18 protein-coding genes are annotated in these 20,896 nt (G+C 33.9%); 7 read left to right on the top strand and 11 right to left on the bottom strand.

Annotation, left to right across the window (positions count from 1 at the left end; all coding sequences use genetic code 11):
- Positions 1-6: 6 nt before the first annotated feature.
- The gene (locus ABN236_RS13405) at positions 7-1,080 is read right to left on the bottom strand and encodes an HlyD family secretion protein (RefSeq protein WP_349474202.1); all 1,074 of its coding nucleotides are present in this window, start codon (positions 1,078-1,080) and stop codon (positions 7-9) included.
- Positions 1,081-1,938: 858 nt separating this feature from the next.
- Here ABN236_RS13405 and ABN236_RS13400 point away from each other — a divergent pair.
- The 3 genes from ABN236_RS13400 to ABN236_RS13390 all read left to right on the top strand — a co-directional run bounded on the left by ABN236_RS13400 (position 1,939) and on the right by ABN236_RS13390 (position 4,945).
- On the top strand, positions 1,939-2,973 hold the full coding sequence (locus ABN236_RS13400) for an isoaspartyl peptidase/L-asparaginase family protein (RefSeq protein WP_311754851.1): 1,035 nt from the start codon (positions 1,939-1,941) through the stop codon (positions 2,971-2,973).
- A gap of 341 nt (positions 2,974-3,314) precedes the next feature.
- A complete protein-coding gene (locus ABN236_RS13395; RefSeq protein WP_349474201.1) occupies positions 3,315-4,307 on the top strand; it encodes a tyrosine-type recombinase/integrase in 993 nt (330 codons plus the stop codon).
- A 59-nt stretch (positions 4,308-4,366) separates the two neighbouring features.
- On the top strand, positions 4,367-4,945 hold the full coding sequence (locus ABN236_RS13390) for a DJ-1/PfpI family protein (RefSeq protein WP_349474200.1): 579 nt from the start codon (positions 4,367-4,369) through the stop codon (positions 4,943-4,945).
- A 93-nt stretch (positions 4,946-5,038) separates the two neighbouring features.
- Here the strand turns inward: ABN236_RS13390 and ABN236_RS13385 are convergent, their stop codons facing one another.
- The 4 genes from ABN236_RS13385 to ABN236_RS13370 form a co-directional block, all read right to left on the bottom strand.
- A complete protein-coding gene (locus tag ABN236_RS13385; RefSeq protein WP_349474199.1) occupies positions 5,039-6,490 on the bottom strand; it encodes an AMP nucleosidase in 1,452 nt (483 codons plus the stop codon).
- A 66-nt stretch (positions 6,491-6,556) separates the two neighbouring features.
- Positions 6,557-7,855, bottom strand: a complete 1,299-nt coding sequence (locus ABN236_RS13380; protein WP_349474198.1) for a hypothetical protein — start codon at positions 7,853-7,855, stop codon at positions 6,557-6,559.
- A gap of 114 nt (positions 7,856-7,969) precedes the next feature.
- A complete protein-coding gene (locus tag ABN236_RS13375; protein WP_349474197.1) occupies positions 7,970-8,878 on the bottom strand; it encodes an AEC family transporter in 909 nt (302 codons plus the stop codon).
- A gap of 192 nt (positions 8,879-9,070) precedes the next feature.
- Entirely contained in the window at positions 9,071-9,556 is a 486-nt protein-coding gene (locus ABN236_RS13370) for a GNAT family N-acetyltransferase (protein ID WP_349474241.1), read from the bottom strand.
- A gap of 143 nt (positions 9,557-9,699) precedes the next feature.
- Between ABN236_RS13370 and ABN236_RS13365 the strand changes: the two genes are divergently transcribed.
- Genes ABN236_RS13365 through ABN236_RS13355 form a run of 3 tightly spaced genes read left to right on the top strand, consistent with a single transcriptional unit; the run spans position 9,700 to position 14,181 of the window.
- Positions 9,700-10,809: a 1-acyl-sn-glycerol-3-phosphate acyltransferase gene (locus tag ABN236_RS13365; RefSeq protein ID WP_349474196.1), complete on the top strand. Its 1,110-nt coding sequence runs from the start codon at positions 9,700-9,702 to the stop codon at positions 10,807-10,809.
- Positions 10,803-11,684, top strand: coding sequence for a phosphatase PAP2 family protein (locus ABN236_RS13360; protein WP_349474195.1), 882 nt, complete (start codon positions 10,803-10,805; stop codon positions 11,682-11,684). The genes ABN236_RS13365 and ABN236_RS13360 overlap by 7 nt, the downstream gene beginning before the upstream one ends.
- Positions 11,668-14,181, top strand: coding sequence for a PEP/pyruvate-binding domain-containing protein (locus ABN236_RS13355; protein ID WP_349474194.1), 2,514 nt, complete (start codon positions 11,668-11,670; stop codon positions 14,179-14,181). The genes ABN236_RS13360 and ABN236_RS13355 overlap by 17 nt, the downstream gene beginning before the upstream one ends.
- Before the next feature lie 73 nt (positions 14,182-14,254).
- Here the strand turns inward: ABN236_RS13355 and ABN236_RS13350 are convergent, their stop codons facing one another.
- Positions 14,255-14,746 carry a hypothetical protein gene (locus ABN236_RS13350; protein ID WP_349474193.1) on the bottom strand — a complete coding sequence of 164 codons (492 nt, stop codon included), beginning with the start codon at positions 14,744-14,746 and terminating at the stop codon, positions 14,255-14,257.
- A gap of 276 nt (positions 14,747-15,022) precedes the next feature.
- On the opposite strand from ABN236_RS13350, the gene catA reads away from it, so the two are divergent.
- Positions 15,023-15,664, top strand: coding sequence for a type A chloramphenicol O-acetyltransferase (gene catA, locus ABN236_RS13345; RefSeq protein ID WP_349474192.1), 642 nt, complete (start codon positions 15,023-15,025; stop codon positions 15,662-15,664).
- Between the two features lie 92 nt (positions 15,665-15,756).
- Here catA and ABN236_RS13340 read toward each other — a convergent pair whose 3' ends face one another.
- The 5 genes from ABN236_RS13340 to ahpC all read right to left on the bottom strand — a co-directional run bounded on the left by ABN236_RS13340 (position 15,757) and on the right by ahpC (position 20,647).
- Positions 15,757-16,749: an alpha/beta hydrolase family protein gene (locus ABN236_RS13340; protein WP_349474191.1), complete on the bottom strand. Its 993-nt coding sequence runs from the start codon at positions 16,747-16,749 to the stop codon at positions 15,757-15,759.
- A 134-nt stretch (positions 16,750-16,883) separates the two neighbouring features.
- A complete protein-coding gene (locus ABN236_RS13335; RefSeq protein WP_349474190.1) occupies positions 16,884-17,303 on the bottom strand; it encodes a hypothetical protein in 420 nt (139 codons plus the stop codon).
- Positions 17,300-18,211 (bottom strand): endonuclease/exonuclease/phosphatase family protein, encoded by a 912-nt coding sequence (locus tag ABN236_RS13330; RefSeq protein WP_349474189.1) that lies wholly within the window; start codon positions 18,209-18,211, stop codon positions 17,300-17,302. The genes ABN236_RS13335 and ABN236_RS13330 overlap by 4 nt, the downstream gene beginning before the upstream one ends.
- A gap of 237 nt (positions 18,212-18,448) precedes the next feature.
- Positions 18,449-20,014 carry an alkyl hydroperoxide reductase subunit F gene (gene ahpF, locus ABN236_RS13325; protein WP_349474188.1) on the bottom strand — a complete coding sequence of 522 codons (1,566 nt, stop codon included), beginning with the start codon at positions 20,012-20,014 and terminating at the stop codon, positions 18,449-18,451.
- Between the two features lie 69 nt (positions 20,015-20,083).
- Positions 20,084-20,647: an alkyl hydroperoxide reductase subunit C gene (gene ahpC / locus ABN236_RS13320; RefSeq protein ID WP_006536680.1), complete on the bottom strand. Its 564-nt coding sequence runs from the start codon at positions 20,645-20,647 to the stop codon at positions 20,084-20,086.
- Between the last annotated feature and the right edge of the window lie 249 nt (positions 20,648-20,896).

Here is a 20,896-nt window from a genome sequence, read left to right as displayed (position 1 = left end):
TTTGACTCATTGTGGTAATTTCACCTCTAAATCAGTTGGCCAAGATTGGTTGTTATCTAAGCGAATATAAGCACGACCCGGTAAACCTGTTTTCACATATTCAAGATGTTTTTCAAGTAATTCAGGTGCAATGCGAGCTCTTACACGGAACATTAATTTTAATCGCTCATTATCCGTTTCAACGGTTTTGGGTGTAAATTGAGCGACACTAGCAACATAGGTTGTTTTAGCAGGAATAACGATATGTGGTGCGGCATCTAAAATAATGTGAACTTCACTTCCTAATGCAGCTTTACCCGCGGCTTCTGTTGGTAAAAAGAAAGTCATATAAACATCACTTAGATCGACCATATTTAATACACGACCGCCAGCACCTAAAACTTCACCAGGCTCTGCGACACGATACTGAACACGACCATTACGCGGTGCTTTTAAAATGCTGTCATCCAATTCCGCCAAAATACGTCTTTCGGTTGCCGTAGCTGCATCCACTTTTGTATTGGCTTGAATGATCCCCGCTTTAGCCGATTCTATTGCAGCAATAGTTGCGGTTTCTTGAGCTTTAGCGGCTTCAACCGCCGCTCTTGCACCTTCTGTTCTTGCAATATCATCATCCAATTGTTGAATAGAAATGGCATTCGTTTTTACTAATGCACGAGAGCGGTTAAGTCTTTTTTGTGCGGCATCAAGCTCCGCAATACGTTGACGAACGACAGCTTGGGCTGCAAGTTGTTCACTTTTACGTTGTGATAATGCAGATTGCGCAGTAACAACACTGCTTTTTGCTTGGTTTAATTGAGCCTGAACTTCATGAAGTTGTTCTTTAAGTGTTCGAGTATCCATGTTTGCTAACACTTCACCCGCTTTAACAAAATCACCTTCTTGAACTAAAATAGAGTCTATTCTTCCCGGACTTTTCGTTGAAATATCAATTTCTGTTGCTTCTATTCTCCCATTACTTTGAGCAAATCCTGAAGGAAGTGTTGGTGCTTGAGATTTCCACCCAAAAACTCCCGCAGCAACAACTGCGACGAGAATGATGCTATAAACAAAAAAACGACTCTTTTTTTGATTTTTCATATAAATTATTTAACCTTCCTTTAGCCATAAAAGAATACCAAAAATATGTTTATCTGCTGTATGTAAGAAAATAGTTAAATAATGAGACGTATTAAATTTTTTATTTTATATCTATTTAAAAATAGTTCATTTGTATTGATAAAGCGAACGCACTCACTATAAAAAAATAAAATTTTAAATGCTAACCTTATGAATTATAAATGTTATGTCATTATAATAGAGCCTTAACTCAAATTAATGTAGTACTTTTATCACATAATCCACCATCTATTTTTGATTATTCGAGGAAACACACAAATTGTATATAGAAAATCCATTTTCGTTACATTCAAATACAAATGAAATAGTAACAAAACGTTATCAAGTACTCATTAATATTAAAATGTCGCTTAATTTTTTCATAAAAATTCAATTTTAAATTGAGTTGCTCTCTAATTTAAAACCATCAAAAACTGTATTTATTATATAATTTAGTAAATTTTATATTTTAAATTTCATCATATAAAATAAAAACAAAAAGTAAAAATAACATTATTATTTTTGTTTTTAAAAAAACATTATTAGCTACGATTTATATTTATTTCCTTCATTAAGCAAAAAATATTAAAAACACACAACATATTGATTTTTTTATTTGAAAATAATAAAACAATAAAAACAAACTATTACATGATGAAGATCGATAAATTAAAAAGAAAGTTGGGTGCTCAGACCACTTATGTCTTAAACTTTTTATATAGTGATTATTGCAGTTAGTTATCAAAGTACGTTGATGCAATTAATTAGAATTTAAGATCAAGATCGTAAAATCCATATGATGATATCAAATCAATTTTAATTAAAAAAAAGAAGGGTTATATGAATAATATTAAGTATAAACTCGCCACAATGACACTTTGCACTCTGTTTGCTACCTCTGTTTTTGCAAATACCGATACGCCGATCCGTCTTGTTATTCATGGTGGTGCAGGAACAATCACTAAAGACACCATCACGCCAGAACAAGAAAAAGAGTACAAAGAAAAACTAACCGAAGCATTAAATGCTGGATATGCTGTTTTAAATAGTGGAGGCACTAGTATAGAAGCCGTTCAAAAATCCATTAATGTTATGGAAGATTCACCATTATTTAATGCCGGAAAAGGTGCCGTTTTTACCCACGATGGTCGTAATGAACTTGATGCCTCTATTATGGATGGTAAAACCCGTAAAGCTGGCGCTGTTGCTGGTGTTACTACAGTTAAAAATCCAATCAACGCTGCTATTGCTGTGATGGAAAAAAGTCCGCACGTTATGATGGTGTCAAATGGTGCTGATCTTTTTGCTAAAGAACAAGGACTTACTATTGTAGATCCTTCCTATTTTAGAACTGAACATCGCTGGCAACAACTTCAAAAAGCGATAGAAAAAGAACAAGTTGTTTTAGACCATGATGGTAAAACAGCCGCCCTTTTTGTTGATCCTATGATGTACGATTATAAATATGGCACCGTAGGTGCAGTCGCGCTTGATCAACATGGCAACTTAGCGGCGGGAACTTCTACGGGAGGAATGACAAACAAGCGTTATGGTCGAGTGGGTGATTCCCCAATTATTGGTGCAGGAAACTATGCTGATAATGAAACCGTTGCTGTATCCGCAACAGGATCTGGTGAAATGTTTATCAGAACATTAACTGCCTTCAATATCGCAGCTCAAGTTAAATATAAAAATTTACCTTTAGAAGAAGCTGCTCAAAATGCACTTGATGAAGTTAAAGCTATTAATGGTAGTGGTGGTGTTATCGTATTAGATAAAACAGGTAACTACACAATGAGTTTTAACTCTGAAGGTATGTATCGTGGCACAATTGGTAATGATGGAAAACCCGTTGTCGCCATTTACAAAGAGTAATTTAAATAGCCATTGATTCTTTCGCACCCAATTTTTACTGCAATCTTCATTATTTTCACGTCGATAAAAAGTGAAAGTTTTGGGTGCGAAAACAGCGTAATCACCCTTTTCCTCTTATTATTCTCTACTCTTTTTCCTAACGTCATTTATTACCGTTTTTTCCCTTAACTCAACTTGAAGGCTATTCGCTCTAAAAAAGCTCATCAAACAATCAAATTGGTGGCAAAACAAACAAGATCGTTTCTACTTATTAAAATGATCCTTTGAAAAAGTAGCTTTTTTCTTTTTTGGATCTGTTAGAATATTCATCATGGTTATGTTGATTTAATAAGGAAATCACAGTGGAATTTCACCACGACGATCAGGAGTTAACACCTGAAACATCGCTAGTCTTGTCTGAAAAACAAGCATTATTGGATCTGAATGCAACATTCACCTCACCCGCTCATACCAATCCTGCAATGGCATATTTAATGAGTTTAGGATCAAAACGTAGTCGTCAAACAATGGGATCGTTTTTAACTATTGTTGCTAAGATGATTGGTTTTTCTTCTCTTAAAAATTGTCAATGGGGAGCACTTCGTCGACATCATATTCAAGCTATTATTGATATGTTATCTGATGCCAATAAAGCCCCCGCCACTATCAATACTTATCTTGCTGCATTAAAAGGTGTCGCTTTAGAAGCTTGGGCAATGAAACAAATGGATACTGAAAGTTATCAGCATATCCGCCAAGTTAAATCGGTAAGAGGAAGTCGATTACCCAAAGGCAGAGCTCTAACTAGCAGTGAAATTCGTGCGTTATTTAGAAGTTGTGAAAAAGACAATTCATCGAAAGGTTTAAGAGATGCCGCAATATTAAGTGTGTTATTAGGTTGCGGATTACGTCGCTCAGAAATCGTCTCTATTAATTACGAGCACATTCAATTTCGTGATCAAGCTTTTCTTGTTAGAGGTAAAGGTAATAAAGAACGCATGTCTTATATGCCTGATGATACTTGGGATCGCGTTCAATTATGGATTGATGAAATAAGAGGCACACGAGATGGCCCTCTTTTCACTCGTATTCGCCGATTTGATGATGTCACCGATGAGCGGATCACCGATCAAGCCATTTACTATATTTTAGAAACTCGACAACAAGAAAGTGGTATTGATAAGTTTGCTCCTCATGATCTACGAAGAACATTTGCCTCTGCAATGCTTGATAACGGTGAAGATATTGTCACTGTAAAAGATGCAATGGGACATGCCAGTATTATGACGACTCAACGTTATGATAGACGTGGAGATGATCGTTTAAGAAAAGCAGCTAGACATTTACGTTTTTAAGTTTTGTTTTCAAATAACTTGTTAAGATTAGTATCTTACAAACACAACAAGGAAAAATAATGAAAATAAATATCTTACTTTTTGATAATTTTGAAACGTTAGATGCTTTTGGTCCTATCGAAATATTTGGGCGTATCGATGATATTGAAATGCAATGTATTTCATTAAACGGTGGTTTAGTTAAAAGTAGTCAAGGTATTGAAATTTCAACTCAACCTATCGCATATTCTGATGTTATTCTTATTCCGGGTGGTCAGGGAACTCGCAACCTAGTTAATAATGATCTTATGATAAACACAATAAAATCATTAGCTGAAAATTCACAATGGTGTTTAACAGTATGTACTGGATCTGCCCTCTTAGCTAAAACAAGATTATTAGATAATAAAATAGCAACATCTAATAAAAGAGCATGGGATTGGGTTATTTCTCAATCTGACAAAGTATTATGGAAAAAAGAAGCTCGTTGGTGCATCGATGGTAAATATTACACTTCATCGGGCGTTTCTGCTGGCACAGATATGGCTTTAGGATTTATTGCCGATAGATATAGTCATGAAGTTGCTAAAAAACTAGCATGGCAAATTGAATATCAGTGGCATCAAGATAAAAATAACGATCCGTTCTGGATACAATAATTCTCTATTTTTTCTTAACATCCAATAGAACCCCCAACTATAAACTAACTTCAAATTATGAGTTGTTTAAAGTTGGGGGTTTATTATTAAAGTTTATCTGAACGGTGGTTCATTAAAAGTTCTCAATTTACGAGAATGTAAGCTGCTCTCTGCTTGTTTAAGCAACTCAATAGATTCAATACCAATCTGTAAATGCTCTGATACTGCACCTTCATAAAAATGGTTAGCCTGACCGGGTAATTTAATTTCGCCATGCAACGGTTTATCAGATACACATAATAATGTGCCGTAAGGAACTCGAAAACGATAACCTTGCGCTGCAATTGTTGCACTTTCCATATCAACAGCAACAGCGCGACTTAAGTTAAATCGTCTAGCTGAAACAGAAAAACGTAATTCCCAGTTACGATCGTCTGTGGTCACAACAGTTCCTGTTCTTAATCTTTGTTTTATTTCATGACCCGGTTTGCCACTGATTATTTTTGTTGCGTCATAAAGCGCACGCTGTACTTCTGCAATATTAGGAATTGGAATATCAGGTGGTAATACATCATCTAAAATATGATCATCTCGTAAATATGCATGCGCTAATACATAATCACCAAGTTGTTGGCTTTCACGTAAACCACCACAATGACCAATCATTAACCAAACATGAGGACGTAAAACCGCTAAATGATCGCAAATTGTTTTCGCATTTGAAGGCCCTACACCAATATTAACTAATGTTATTCCGGGGCCTTCTTTTGCAATTAAATGATAGGCTGGCATTTGATATTTTTTCCAAGTTAAATCGGATATTAACTTTTCAGGATCAACAGTTTCAGCCGTAATTTGTTGAAAGCCAGCACAAGAAAGTGCGCAATATGGACTATTTTTATCTGCTACTTGCTCACAAGCCCAACGGACAAATTCATCAACATAGCGATTATAGTTAGTGAATAAAATATAAGGTTGAACATCTTCAGGCAATGTACCTGTGTAATGTTTTAAACGTGCCAACGAAAAATCTGTACGTAAGGCATCAAAATGAGAAAGTGGTAAAACATCCCTATCGCAAATTAGCCCATCGGTAATTTCGTCACCAATTTTCGATAAATCAGTTGTCGGAAAATATTTAGCTAAAGAAGCACTCATTTTTCTATCAAAACCAACGCCTGTTCCATCAATGACAAAAGGATAAGGAATTTCTTGCTTTGAGGCGCTGACTTCAAAAGTTGTATAGTAGGCATCCGCAATAAGTTGCAATTGTTCTGATAAATAGTTTTCAAATAAAGCGGGATTAGTGATAGTGGTAGAATACGTTCCTGAGCGAGATAAACGCCCGTAAGCTCTCGTTTTATCTTCTGTTTTTGTTTCACCAGACCAATATACTGTTAATTGAGGATAAGCAAATAACCCTTCAGCTCTTTGTTTTACATCAGGTAATTTTCCATCTTGTGCGTAATCAATAATTGCATTACGTAACGCATCAACGGCATTTTGATATTGTTGTTTTAACTCATTAATAACTCTTTGAATTTCTAGATTATGAGGTTGTGACATAAAAAGAGCCTCTTACTTATCATTGATTTATAACCATAATAGCAAGAAGCTCTGACTAGCCCAAGATCAAGAATTAAATAAACGACACTCTATTTTGCTTTCTTCTGGAACAATTGTTAATTTTTTTAATGAGTGAGAGTTAAATTCAAGTTTGACATTTATATTTTCTTCTAATAAGAGAAATCTATCTTGTTTATAGTTAAATTTATCACCAATAGAATCGATTTTTCTTTTCTCTACATAATGCTGGTATTGAGCTAATTTATTAGGTAATTTATCAATTGATATATTATTATCTAGAAAATATTTAGCATAGAGATTCATTGAGTCATGATCAAAATTTGTTAGAATATTATTAGATAATTTACTTACTTTATAAACATCTGATTCAACAACCTCTTTTTTATTATTAATACTTATCGAGTAGTTACCTTCATTTCCTTCTATATTAACGGTAGTTTTTCCTGTAAAAGGTGAATAATAGGATGTAATAGCATTTTGTTTTTCAAAAGAATTTTTTATTAATGGGAAAATGCCTTGGCTAAGCATCTCAAGAAAAACCATGGTATCTTTTTTATTTAAATTTTTTAATTTCTCATCTAGAGAAGAAATGTTAGATATATCTTTATTATTAAATTTCAAGCTATATCTTGGTATATCTTTTTCTACCTGTTCTCTTAATGCTTCATAACTATCATTCTTCATACCTTGATATATTTCATCTATTAATTTATCCGGTGATACAGAAAAAGTATAGTTATGAGTATGATTTTCAATATATTTCTTTTTATCCTTGAAAGATTCAATTTTATCAAAATCACTTATTTCAAATGGTTCATATTGACCATTAAGATTTCTGTTATCTAGCGATTCCTTTAATACTGCTCTAAAAGCAATAATTTTTTCTTCATAATTTTGATTATCTTCTATTGCAGATAGTTTAGAGTAATTATTAATAAATGCTTTTATATCACTTGAAGATAATTGACTAAAATCAATAGATAATTCATTCCTTATAGTTTCAAAGAATGGATTTATATCATTTACAGATACAAAGCGAATTTCATTAAATCTAATAGTATAGCTGATTTTATCATTTATTAAAACGTAATCTAAATTATTTTTATATTCCGCACCGGCAATCTTTTTTAACTTAAAAAAAGCACTGTTTTTTTCTAAAACTGATGCATTTTGATCAAAATAGATAGTATTAATTAAAGGAAGCACCTTTGCTTCATTACTTAAACCAAAGAAGCTTTTTAGTCTCTCCCAAAGGCTTATTACACTGAAAGGTTTTTGAGTATCACCTAGTTTTTCTATCTTTTCTCGATCGATATTTGTATTTAAGAATTTAATTGAATCCATAATTTGCACTCTAAATATAATAAATGATAAATAAAGATAAAATATAAAGGATAATATTTATATAAAAAAACGCCATTAACTTTCAATAGTTATGACGTTTTTAACCAGATGCTTTTAAATTGCTAATAGGCTTAAAATAATCGGAAGTGTAATTGCAGCAAACATTGTCTGAGAAGTAATAATTCCTGCCATAAGTTCAGAGTCACCGCCTAATTGACGAGTTAAAATATAAGAAGTTGGCGCTGTTGGAATAGAAAAGAAAATAACTAAAAGCATCATAACTAATGAAGATAGACCTAGAAAATAAGCAACGCTATATGCGATTATCGGCACAATAAGCAAACGAGTAACTGTGTTAATACCAATCATTTTGCTTTCTGCTTTTAGAGTTGATAGATGCAATGCGGCACCAATACAAATAAGTCCCAAAGGTAAACTCGTTGCTGCTAACAGCTTCAGGAGTTGATCGCTACCGAAAGGAAGCCCAATCCCTGACAGATTTATAATGATGCCAATAACACAAGAGATAATTAAAGGGTTTTTTATGATAGGTAATATTAGTTGACGAAAAGTCACATTTTGCCCTGCTGTTAAACAAAGTACAGAAGTTACATTTGATAGAGGAACCAATGTTGCTAATATCAAGGCGGCTATTCCCAAGCCTTCAACTCCAAATAAATCAGCAACAATCGCTAAGCCTAAATAAGTGTTAAATCGAATATTGCCTTGAACAATCGCACCAAAGCGACCAGCAGACCATCCTGTTATTTTTTTCAAAATAACGCACAACATAGTGACAATTATGACAACAGAAAAAATAGCCCCAGCAAGGTGGGGTAATTGAGGATCAGATAAAGGTGCATTTGCCAAGCTATTTATCAATAAGGCAGGAAAAAGTAAAAAATAGTTAAGTTTTTCAGCCCCCACCCAAAAAGCTGGTTCAAACGTTTTATTTCTTCTTAAAACTGCACCTAGCGCAATTAACGCAAATAACGGCCATAACGTTAATAACACATTTTGCATAATATTTATCCTAGATATATTGTGATACTTTACAATATCGCAACATCATGAGGATTGCTATTTTATGTTATTAATATAAAAGCTAATTCAAAAAATGATGAAAATAAATTTACACCGCATTTTAAGAATAGCTTTTTTTATTATTAGCCCATTATAAAAACCATCTTTTAAAGATGATTAAAATACAATCAACTAATCTAAATCAATGTACATGCGGTAACAATGTAAATTTGCTTTCGCTAAATCAGAATAATAATCACGCTCTTCTAATGCTCTAAAACCCTGTTTTAAATAAAATAATACTGCATTAGGCGTTGCATCTAAAAACAACTTGGATTGCTCTCTCTTAATTGCTTCATGTTTCAGTTGCTTTAAAATGAGTCCTGCAAATCCTTTTCCCATGTATTCAGGCAATGTAAAAATGGCTTCAGCAAAACCGGTTTTAACATCTAAAAAGCCTGAAGCAACAGGAATATTGTATTCTTGATAATCAATCACATAAAATGGATTATCAATAATAGCCTGCCGATATCCTTCAGGCATCTCATCAGGAGTCCAAGCGGCTAAAATCTCTGATGGATAAACATTTTCACAACCAAATCGCAATGCTTGATTTCGTAAATACCACAGCCTTTTTGCTTCCTGTGGTTCAGCGAGTCTAAGTTGAATCATACTCATTTCCATCTTATTCATTAGAATTAAGAGCCTCAAATCAGTGAAATAATTTATTCTAATATTGCCTTTTAAATTTTAATTTTTTAGTGTTACTTTTTTTAAGAGCGTGGTATGTTTTTGCAGAAGGAATAATGTAAGGAAATCTTATGCCTAATCCAATATTGCCTTCGCCAATAAAAAAAACCTCCTCTTTTGTTGCGGGTTCTCCGCTACCCTTTTATTATCAATGCATCTCAAGTGCAATTAGAGAAATCTACTTTTCCAAAATTTCACTTATTTACCATAATAGATATCAAACTGAAAATACACATCCAAAGTTAATTCTATGTAGTCATCGGAACAGTGCTTTTGATGGTTACATTGCATTAAAAGCATTTTCTAACACTCAAGCTTTAGCTTCAATTCAATTATTAAACAGTCCTTTAATGAGAGCTTTTTTTACGGGTATTCCCGTAGTTAGGAAAAAGGATAGACAACGTTTGGGTGTAAATGCAAATCTATTTTCAAGTCCTTCAGATGCTGCAATTGCACATATAAAAGCAGGCGGTAATTTACTCTTATTCCCGGAAGGCAGTAGCGAGTGGGGTTTCCAGCCATTGCCTTATCAACGAGGGGCGGCAAGAATCATTAGAACATTGATCAGTGAGGGAGTAGTTTTTGATATTATTCCTATGGGCTTGTTTTATATAGCCCCTGATAAATTCAGTTCAAAAGTTGAAGTTTATATTGGTGAAAATATTCTTATAAATTCACAAAAAGATAATTTATCAATTAGAGAATGGGAACAAAATATTCATACGGAAGTTTCTGCATCACTAAATAAAATCTCCGTTAATTGTCCAAATATTGATATTTTTGAGAAAGCATCAGCCTATGCTTTTAATAAAAATAAGGACGGTGATTCTTATGCTGAATCCTTTATTGACTATCAAAACAATCTATATAAATCAAATAATGATAATCAAAATATAGAAAAAAAATCTCAATCTTCTATATTAATCTGGCGTTATATTTCATTTTTATTTATGTATATCTTATTTCCAATATTTTTATCGTCATTTATTGCGTCTCATTTTGCTGACGCCCGTAATACCATTAGCTTTTTTAAAATATTAGGAGGTGCAATAGCGACTGCAATTTGGCTCCCCATCTTAGTCATGCTCCTATTCTTTTTCCCTGTATTTATTGGTATAAGTTTAGCCAGTGCACTATTCGGTTTTATCTTAATAAGGAAGAAAGGCGCTCAAATATGTTAACCATGAAAGCCAGGATGCTTTTTAACCATTTATTTTCTCTACAATTGTTTATTATTTGGGCATTAGGAACTTATGGAAGTTGGTTAACGAATGCGACAGAAATGTTGTTCCCCATATTTTTAGGCTTCTTTTCATGGGTATTACTCGTTTTTGTTGGATACAAAACACAACAAGCAACCTCTTACTCTCGATTCTATTGGTTTGGTTTATTACAACTGATTGCTTGTTGGACTATTTTTCCTCTGTTTAAATCAATTCGCTATGGTTTATACCAATGGAGTTTTGATGACATTTTATATAAATTAGATAAACTCCTATGGTTTGGAAAAAGTTTGCCAGAATGGACTATCTCATTACAGTCTGGTTGGCTAAGTGAATTTCTTTCTTTTTGCTATTTTAGCTTCTACTTCTTGATTATTGGCAGTGCCCTTTTCTTCTTCTTTAGCCGAAATAAAACACTGGCCAAAAACTATTTTTTCGGCTTAATGCTAATGTATTTTTTCGGCTTTATTGGTTACTTCTCTATCCCCGCAGCCGGCCCTTATTCTGCTTTTCCTTCTGATTTTAACTATCCAGTTTACTCTGGTGCCATGACATTATTTCTGACTGATCTTGTTGATAAAGGAATTACCGGCATGGATGTTTTTCCTTCATTACATACAGGGATCACTCTTTATATTGTTGGCTTTTTCTATTTTTCAGGTTATCGAAAAACAGCGTATTGCTTAACCCCTATCTTAATAGGACTTGTTTTAGCAACTGTCTATTTACATTATCACTACGGCGTTGATGTCATTGTCGGTGCTTTGCTTGCATCATTGGTGCTTTACATCACTTGTAAAAATAATAAGGTCGAATATGGAACTCATCTATAAAATTAACGAGCCTATTGCTTCTGAAGTATCTATTAGTGGGGGTAAAGGTGCGAGTTTAGCAAAAACAATTCAGTCACTGCCTGTTCCTGATGGTTTGATCCTCTCTTGTCAAGCTTATCAGTTATTTATCACGCCCTTGCTACCTGAAATTAATCGATTATTATCAGAAAAAAAGCAAGAAATTGAAGTCGTTAGTAAAAACATTCGCCATTTAATTTTACAAGCCTCCATGCCAGAGAATTTAATTCATTCTTTACGTTCAAGATTAAATGAACTCCAATTAAATAATACCGCTTTAGCCGTAAGATCTTCCGGTACATTGGAAGATATGCCTGGAGCCGCCTTTGCAGGACAACACGATACGGTATTAGGTGTTAAAACTTTGCCTAATTTACTAGACGCAATTCGTCAATGTTATGCATCTTTATGGCACACGCACGTTATGCTCTATCGCCAACATTTAAATTTACCCCATACTCAAGCATCAATGGCGGTTGTGCTACAAAGAATGATTAACGTCCAAGAGAATGAAGCTGCGGGTGTGGCTTTTTCTGTTGATCCAGTTCAAGGCTCTCTTTCTACTGTATTAATTAATGCCGCATTTGGATTAGGTGAAACTGTTGTTGCTGGTGAAGATCCTGTCGATGAATTTCTTATTGATAGAGAGAGTTTCACATTAAAACAAGAAACGATTGCTCAAAAAATAAATGCCATTGTTATGGTTGATAATGGTACTAAAATCTTACCTCTTAAATCTGCTCAACAATCCATGTCCTCGCTGACAGCAGAGCAGTGTAAACAAGTAGCTGAACTTGCTATCTCAGCAGAAAAATATTTTGATTTCCCACAAGATATAGAGTGGGCATTTCATGATGAAAAATTATGGCTTTTGCAATCACGTAATGTGACACAAATTGCCCCAATTTGGACAAGAGAAGAATCAGCAGAAAGATTCCCTAATCCTATCACGCCATTAACATGGGATATGTGCGAAGCAGGTTTTCACTCATCATTAAACTTTAGCCTTAATCTTATGGGGCTTCCTTCATTTAATGGTAAATGGTTCGGGATGCAGGATTATTATATTTACGGCAACCAAAATGCGGTTTCCTTATATAGTAATCGTCTCCCTACATCGATGATGAATGATTTGCCTACCCTATTAAAATCTTTGCCTGAAATTGCACAAAAATTCAGTTGGGTACAGGAATTACCTATTACTTGGATGCGTGATTTAGATAAATATTTAATCTCTATTGGTGCATTGATGAATGAACCATTGCAGGATAAAAGTTTGCCTCAATTATGGGATTATGTGCAAAGAATTAATAAGTTAGGTGCTGATTACTTTTTGCCTAACATTGCCATATCCTTAACTCAGCGCTCCCTCTATTCTGCATTAATGGCATTGCTAAAACTCTTCTTTAAAGAAGAAAAATATGCACATACCGCATTCGATAATTTAATTGCGATGTCTGAAACTAAAACAGGGCAAGTGAATGCAGAACTTTGGGCGCTTTCTCGTTATGTTCGCCAGCGCCCTCAACTTCTCAAACTTATAACATCCATTGTTCCTGAAAGTATTATGCGAGAAATTGAGGAATGTGATCCTCATTTCCACCAGCAATTTACCTTATTCTTAGCTAACCATGGTCATAGAGAACTAGATTTTGATGCATATCATCCTACTTGGTTAGATGCTCCTCATATTGTATTAACTCAAATTAAAGCAATGGCAGATTTAACAGATGATAAACAAACAGATGATCCATTAGGCAAAAAGATCCTGCAGTCAGAAACAGAATTTTCAATTATCTCTGATGCCCCTGAAGAGTTACGCTTTTTCTTACAAGAAATTATTCGATTAGCTCGTGTTTATACTGCACTTGATGACTTAGAGCATTATCAAACAACTCGTTTAGCCTTACCTATGCGTCGCGGATTAAAAGCACTAGGAGAGCGATTGGTTATTCGTAGTGTTTTAGATTGCCCAATGGACATTTATTTTGCCAATGAACAACCTTTAGCTGATGCAATTCTTGCAGATAATCCTACTGAGTGGAATCAGTTACGTCATCATATATACCAAAATAAAGCAGGATATCTAAAAGCAAAATCAGTCACACCACAATGGATCTATGGTGAAGATAGTTGTAATGAATTAAATACAAATGAGCATCAATTAAAGGGACTAGCGGGTAGCGCAGGTATTATTGAAGGCGAAGTTTATCTTGTTTATGGCCCAGAGAATTTTGCCGAATTTCCACAAAATGCCATTTTAGTTGCAAGAACAACTAATCCTGCATGGACCGCTCTCTTTTATCGCGCATCCGGTATTATTACAGAAAGTGGTGGGCCATTATCTCATGGTGCGGTTACTGCTAGAGAATTGGGACTACCTGCAGTAATGGGAGTTCGCAATATCTTAAATATTTTAAAAAATGGGCAAAAAGTAAAAGTTGACGGACAAAAAGGCATAATTGAGATTTTGTCCTAATGACTTGAAAAGTATTACACCTAGATAAGAAAAGCATCTAAACGATGCTTTTCTTTTTTATTTTAATGATTCTTTAACTATCCATTTTACTGTTGTTTTCTTTCTCTTTTGAGGTTTTGTTAATATCAATTTTACGAGCAGGTGGTGCAAGTAAAGCGACAAGCCCAGTTATTAATAAAATAGTATATAATACTGCTAACATAGATGGTGCATTAAATAGTAAATATGGTGTTAATAAGATAGGGCTAACTGTTAAAATAACTGAAATAACAACAGGATAACCTATACCTATATCTCTTATTCGTTGAGATAATATAAGTGTAAATATGTAAACTTGTACTATTAAAAATGCTAATTCTATTAGACCATATGATGTAAAAGAGAATTGGTAGTAAAAGTAATTTTCAGTAACCAACTCTATTTTTTCGGGATAAAGTGATATAAACCATCGATCTGCTAAGTTCTCTGCAATAGAAAAGAAAATTGTCCAAGCAATTTCTAGACCTAAAAAAGAGAGTCTTCCACGTCTTTGTTGTTTCCATTGATAAGCAAGTTTAGCTTGCATAATAAATCCCTTCATTTTTAAAATATATCTCTATCTTTTTTATCATAATACACTTAATATTTATCTCCAAAATAATGATGTGATAATCTGATAAAAGCACGAAAATACCTTCAAATTTTGATATTTAGTGTAACAATTTTCTCTTATTATTTTGTGTTTTTTGATCTAACTAAAATATTAAATATATAAGGAGCTACTATGCTACCTATTCAGACAACCCGTTTTGCCCTTCTTCGTTAAAAACAATTTTATTACTTAACAAGAAGGGCTTTAAAAATGAATTATGAAAAAATCAACTTAGAACAATGGAATAGAAAAGAACATTTCTTACATTATCGACATAACCTACAGTGTGGTTTTAGCTTAACAACTAAAATAGATATTACTGTCTTGAAGACAGTATTAGCTAAAAATAATCTTAAGCTTTATCCTGCGATGATCTATTTAATTGCGAAAACAGTTAATAGCTACTCTGAGTCTAGAATGGCAATCAAAGATGATGAATTAGTTATTTGGGATTATATCAACCCTGCATACACGATTTTTCATCCAGAGACTGAGACTTTTTCAGAGTTATGGAGCGAGTACGTTGATGATTGGCGTTCTTTTCTAGAAGGATATAATCAAGATTATCAAAAATATAAAGATAATCTAAGTCTATCCGCAAAAAGTAATTTTCCCGAAAATCATTTTTGTATTTCGATGCTCCCATGGATAAGTTTTGACGGATTTAATTTAAATGTAGCTAATGTAAAAGATTATTTTCCTCCTATTTTTACTATGGGAAAATATACTCAACAAAGTGACAAATTTTTATTACCGATATCCATTCAAGTGCATCATGCTACATGTGATGGTTTTCATATGGCTAGAATGATCAATAAACTTCAAGAGTTATGTGATGGATTTTCGGGCTAACTATATTGATTTTTAAATAAAAAAACACCGCTCTTTTATCTATTAATAAAAGAGCGGATTATTATTAAAGCAACTCACTTGAAAACCAATAATCATCTAACTTGTTTATTGATCCATTTTATTTCTTCATTAGTGAATCTAATATTACTTTCTTTAGTTGTATCAGTGTCTAACAAGATTTTATCTTTTATTAATTTACTGACAGGTACAATGATATTGAAATGATCGCCATTTTTGATGTTGTATATTTTTAATGGGATATCATGCACCATTGCAACACCACGCAATTCATTAAATTCGTCCCAAAAATAACCACGTCCCTCAAAATAAAAAGTCGGTGTTTTTATCGATTTAATGTAACGATATACAGAGCGAACGTTGAATTCTTCTTCTTTATTTCTATCAAAAGGCAATTCAACTATCATATCTCCTTCAGCTCTTAATTTAAGATCAGGTATTCCACCCAAGGAGAAAACAGCTCTAAATTTATCACTATATTCACTTGCTAATAATGCTCGAGTTCCCCCCGTACTATGCCCGACGACATAGATACGTTTAGAGTCAATATAAGGCAATGATGCTAAATATTCTCTCGCTGATTCTAAGTCTTCTAATTCACCATAAAACATTTCATAGCGACCTGGATTAGTATTTTCACCACGAAAAGATGGGATCATCAGTACCATATTAGGGTCACGGAAAGTTGCCCCTGTTTGGTCATTATCAATCGGTTTCTTTTGCCAAAAATAATCATCGCCACCAATTCCGCCGTAGCCTCCATTTAACCAGATCACAGCAGGTAACTTAGCTTTTTTATTTGCTGGAGGCGGAGTTAAATAGGCATACATATCTCCCGGCTTTGCCGGATATTTAATCACATTGAATATTTCTGGTGGCGCTTCCCAAGGCGGGTCAATATTATCAAAACTATCGATTATAATTTCGGTTTTAAAACGTTGATGCGCTTCATATAAAGTTTCATCACGAACTTCAATATCTGCATGAGCAGAAAATGAGCTAGCGCATAACAAGGAGAGAAGTAGCGCAGGAACTACTTGTCTAAGGCACTCTTTATTTATATTCATATCAACTTCCCTATAGATTATTAATTTGGCGTGATAATAGCATAGGTTGTTTGGGGTTTATGAGTGGAGATTTTACTGAAATGTAATTTTTGTGGGAGTGCTAAAACACTACAATTCGTAGTGTTTTAATAAAATTATTTGTTAATACTATTAAATAGTATAGTCCCTACTTTGATGCTACCAATGAGATCTGATAATGCCTGTTCCAACTCTTCCTTATTCATACAATAAATATCTTTATTATCATAAGAAATTATAACTGGATAACCTTCATCGCTCTCTTTCCATTTAGAAATAACTATTTTATTGTCACTATTGTCTAATTCCATTAATACCAAAGCCATTTCTTTATCCGGCTTTATGTCGGAAAGAAAGAAGATTGTTTTTTGTAAACCGCTTTTAATCAACTCATCAATTATTAATGTTACTTTCTTATTAGTAAATTCTTCTATTGAATTAGTTAGCTCAATAATAACTTGGCTTATCTCTGACTTATGATCATTCGCTTTTTTGGCGGCAGAAACAGATTCTTCTAATATTTTTACAAATTTCATAAACTGTACTCCATTGAAGCCATTACAGGCAAATGATCAAAATAATAATTTCTATCATAAATATGTTCTTCCAACTCATAATCATGGATAATTTTGACTGATTCTTCTTTAAGACTCCATTTATTTTTTTTAAGAAAAGAAGAAGAAAAAAGAATTTGGTCAAAGGTTTTCCATTTAGTTATGGGATCTGAATGATAATAACATGTCCCCCATGTTCCTGTATCATCATTATCCACGAGTGGTGTTGCATGCCCTATATGTCGCCAAAATGGATTGTATAATAATTCACCTTTCCTTGTGACTAATGACCTATCTCTAGTTGAACCAAGTCCTTCAACCAGAGAGAGATCAAATGGTTCATCATTAAAATCACCAATAACAATATGATATGATTCATCATTAGATAAGTTACAATTATTTATTGCTTGTCTTACTGTAGAACCTAATTCATATCTTTTTGATGAGCCTTCTTGAAAACCATTTCCTAAACGGCTTGGCCAATGTAAAGCATAAATAATAAACATTTGTTCCGTTTTTAAATGATAAAACTTTAATTCTATACCAGCTCTTATTGCACCAAGATGTGTTTGCCTTGCAATATCAGTTGATGTTAACAACATTAATTTTTCACTATTATAAATAATACACATATCATGTTTTATTTTACATTTATCACTTTTGAAACACCCATCATATATTTCATATAAATCATTCTTTAACATTTCAGATAAGTCTAAAATATTTTTTCCCGAAACTTCACCTAAACAGAATATGTCTATATTATAATCATATATTGTTTTACCAATTATACTTAATGCAAAATTATATTGTTTATTATCCATCCTATTTAAACATGAGGATGGAGATATACTAGTATTCCACCAAGCAATAGATAACTTATCACTCATTTAATATTTTCTCACAATGTATTTCAAAAAAACTTACCATATGCAAAAAGAAAATAATATATCTACCACCACTTAAATTAAGATAATTTAAATTAAATAAAAGATTAGTATAAAAATATTTATATTATTAATTCTAAAATAAATATAAATTTAATATTAGCTAATAATTTATGTACAAAAAAAGGCATCTTTAAAAAGATGCCTTTCTCTATAACTTATTGATTATCTTTGATTTACTTATTTTGCAGTTGTGCGAATTAAGTAATCAAATGCGCTTAATGAGGCTTTTGCACCTTCACCGGCGGCGATAATAATTTGCTTATAAGGAACTGTTGTACAGTCACCGGCTGCAAATACACCTTTGATATTGGTTTCGCCACGAGCATCAACAACAATTTCGCCCATCTTATTACGCTCAACAGTACCTTCCAGCCACTGTGTATTTGGTAATAAACCGATTTGAACGAAAATACCTGCTAATGTAATATCGTGCATAGAATCATTAGTACGATCTTTATATTTTAGACCAGTTAACTTAGTGCCATCACCATACACTTCTGTGGTTTGTGCATTTAAGATAACTTCTACATTACCTAGGCTACGTAATTTTTTCTGTAATACCGCATCCGCTCTCATTTCTGGAGCAAATTCTAATACTGTTACGTGTTCAACTAAGCCAGCTAAGTCAATCGCAGCTTCAACACCTGAGTTACCACCACCAATAACAGCAACTCTTTTGCCTTTAAACAGAGGGCCGTCACAGTGTGGGCAATAAGTTACACCACGAGTACGATATTCATTTTCACCGGGAACATTCATATTTCTCCAGCGAGCACCTGTTGCAATAATTAAGCTGCGGGTTTTTAAAATTGCGCCTGATGCTGTTTCAATTTGGTGTAATTCCCCTTCTGATGCCCCAGGAATTAAACGACTAACAGTTTGGCTATCAATCACATCCACTTGGTAATCATCAACATGGGCTTTTAATGCACCAGCAAGTTTTGCACCTTCGGTTTTCGGTACTGAGATGTAGTTTTCAATATCAACAGTATCCAGAACTTGGCCACCAAAACGTTCACCAATAAGACCTGTATTTAAACCTTTACGAGCTGAATAAACAGCGGCTGATGCACCCGCAGGACCACTACCCACAATTAATACATCAAACGCATCTTTTTGGTTTAACAATTCTGCAGTACGTTTTTCTGCATTGCTGTCTACTTTGTTAACGATTTCAGCTAAGGTCATTCGACCTTGACCAAACTCGTTACCATTTAAGAATACAGCAGGAACGCCCATGATATTACGTTCCTGAATTTCATTTTGGAACATGCCTCCGTCAATCGCAGTATGTGTGATCTTCGGATTTAAAATCGCCATTAAGTTTAATGCCTGAACAACATCAGGGCAGTTATGACAAGAGAGCGAATAATAGGTTTCGAAATGAAACTCACCGTCTAACTGACGAATTTGTTCAAGTAATTCTTGTGCTTCTTTTGATGGATGACCACCAGTTTGCAGTAATGCTAAAACCAAAGAAGTAAACTCATGACCTAATGGTGAGCCCGCAAAGCGAACACCTGTTTCTTTCCCTGGGTTGGTAATAAGAAAAGATGGTTTACGTACATTAGCGTTATTATCTTCACGATAAGTAACTTTATCGGATAATGGTTCGATTTCTTTTAATAGCGCTTGGATATCAGCAGAATGTTTGCTGTCGTCTAATGTTGCTACTAACTCAACTGGCTGGGTTAATCGTTCTAAATAAGCTTTCAATTGAGCTTTTAAATTATTATCTAACATTTTTGCACCCTCAATAAAATCGGGTGCCGAAACACCCGATAAATAACTTTTTAGTGGCTTAATTCTTATTTAGATTTTGCCAACTAAATCCAGTGATGGAGCTAAAGTTGCATCACCTTCTTTCCATTTTGCTGGGCAAACTTCGCCTGGGTGGCTAGCTACATACTGAGCCGCTTTAACTTTACGCAGCAGGTCTGATGCATCACGGCCAATGCCTTCAGCTGTGATTTCAATTGCTTGAATGATACCTTGTGGGTCAACAACGAAAGTACCACGGTCAGCAAGACCTTCGTTCTCACGCATATTTTCGAAATTACGAGTTAATGCGCCAGTTGGGTCGCCAATCATGCCATATTTAATTTTACCGATAGTTTCTGAGCTGCTGTGCCATGCTTTATGGGTAAAATGCGTGTCAGTAGAAACTGAGTAAATTTCTACGCCCATTTTTTGGAACTCAGCATAATGATCAGCTAAGTCACCTAATTCAGTTGGGCACACGAAAGTGAAGTCTGCAGGGTAAAAGAAGAAAACGCTCCATTTGCCTTCGACGTCCTTTTCAGTCACTTCTACGAATTGACCGTCTTTAAATGCCATGTTTTTGAATGGTTTGATTGGGGTATTAATTAAAGACATTGTATTTCCTCCTGTTTGGTATGGGTCTAATGTACCTATTCCACTTGAGAATAGCTAATACATTCCTGCTATCAGTTCAATAGGTTTTACCTAATGAGTTGAAGAAATTGATAGAGATAGGTTAACGAAATGTAGCTATTAAAGCAAATGCACAACAAGTAAATTGTACCTACATTCTATTAACCTACTCTCTGTTTAATGGCTTTAGCCTCAGTAACGTAAAAATTATAACCTAATGAATTATAAAAT

Origin of the sequence: Proteus sp. fly-1013 (assembly GCF_040140245.1) — a bacterium.
Taxonomy (GTDB): Bacteria; Pseudomonadota; Gammaproteobacteria; order Enterobacterales; family Enterobacteriaceae; genus Proteus; species Proteus mirabilis_B.
Note: the sequence above shows the minus strand (reverse complement) of the source record. Positions and strands in the feature narration are given on the sequence as shown.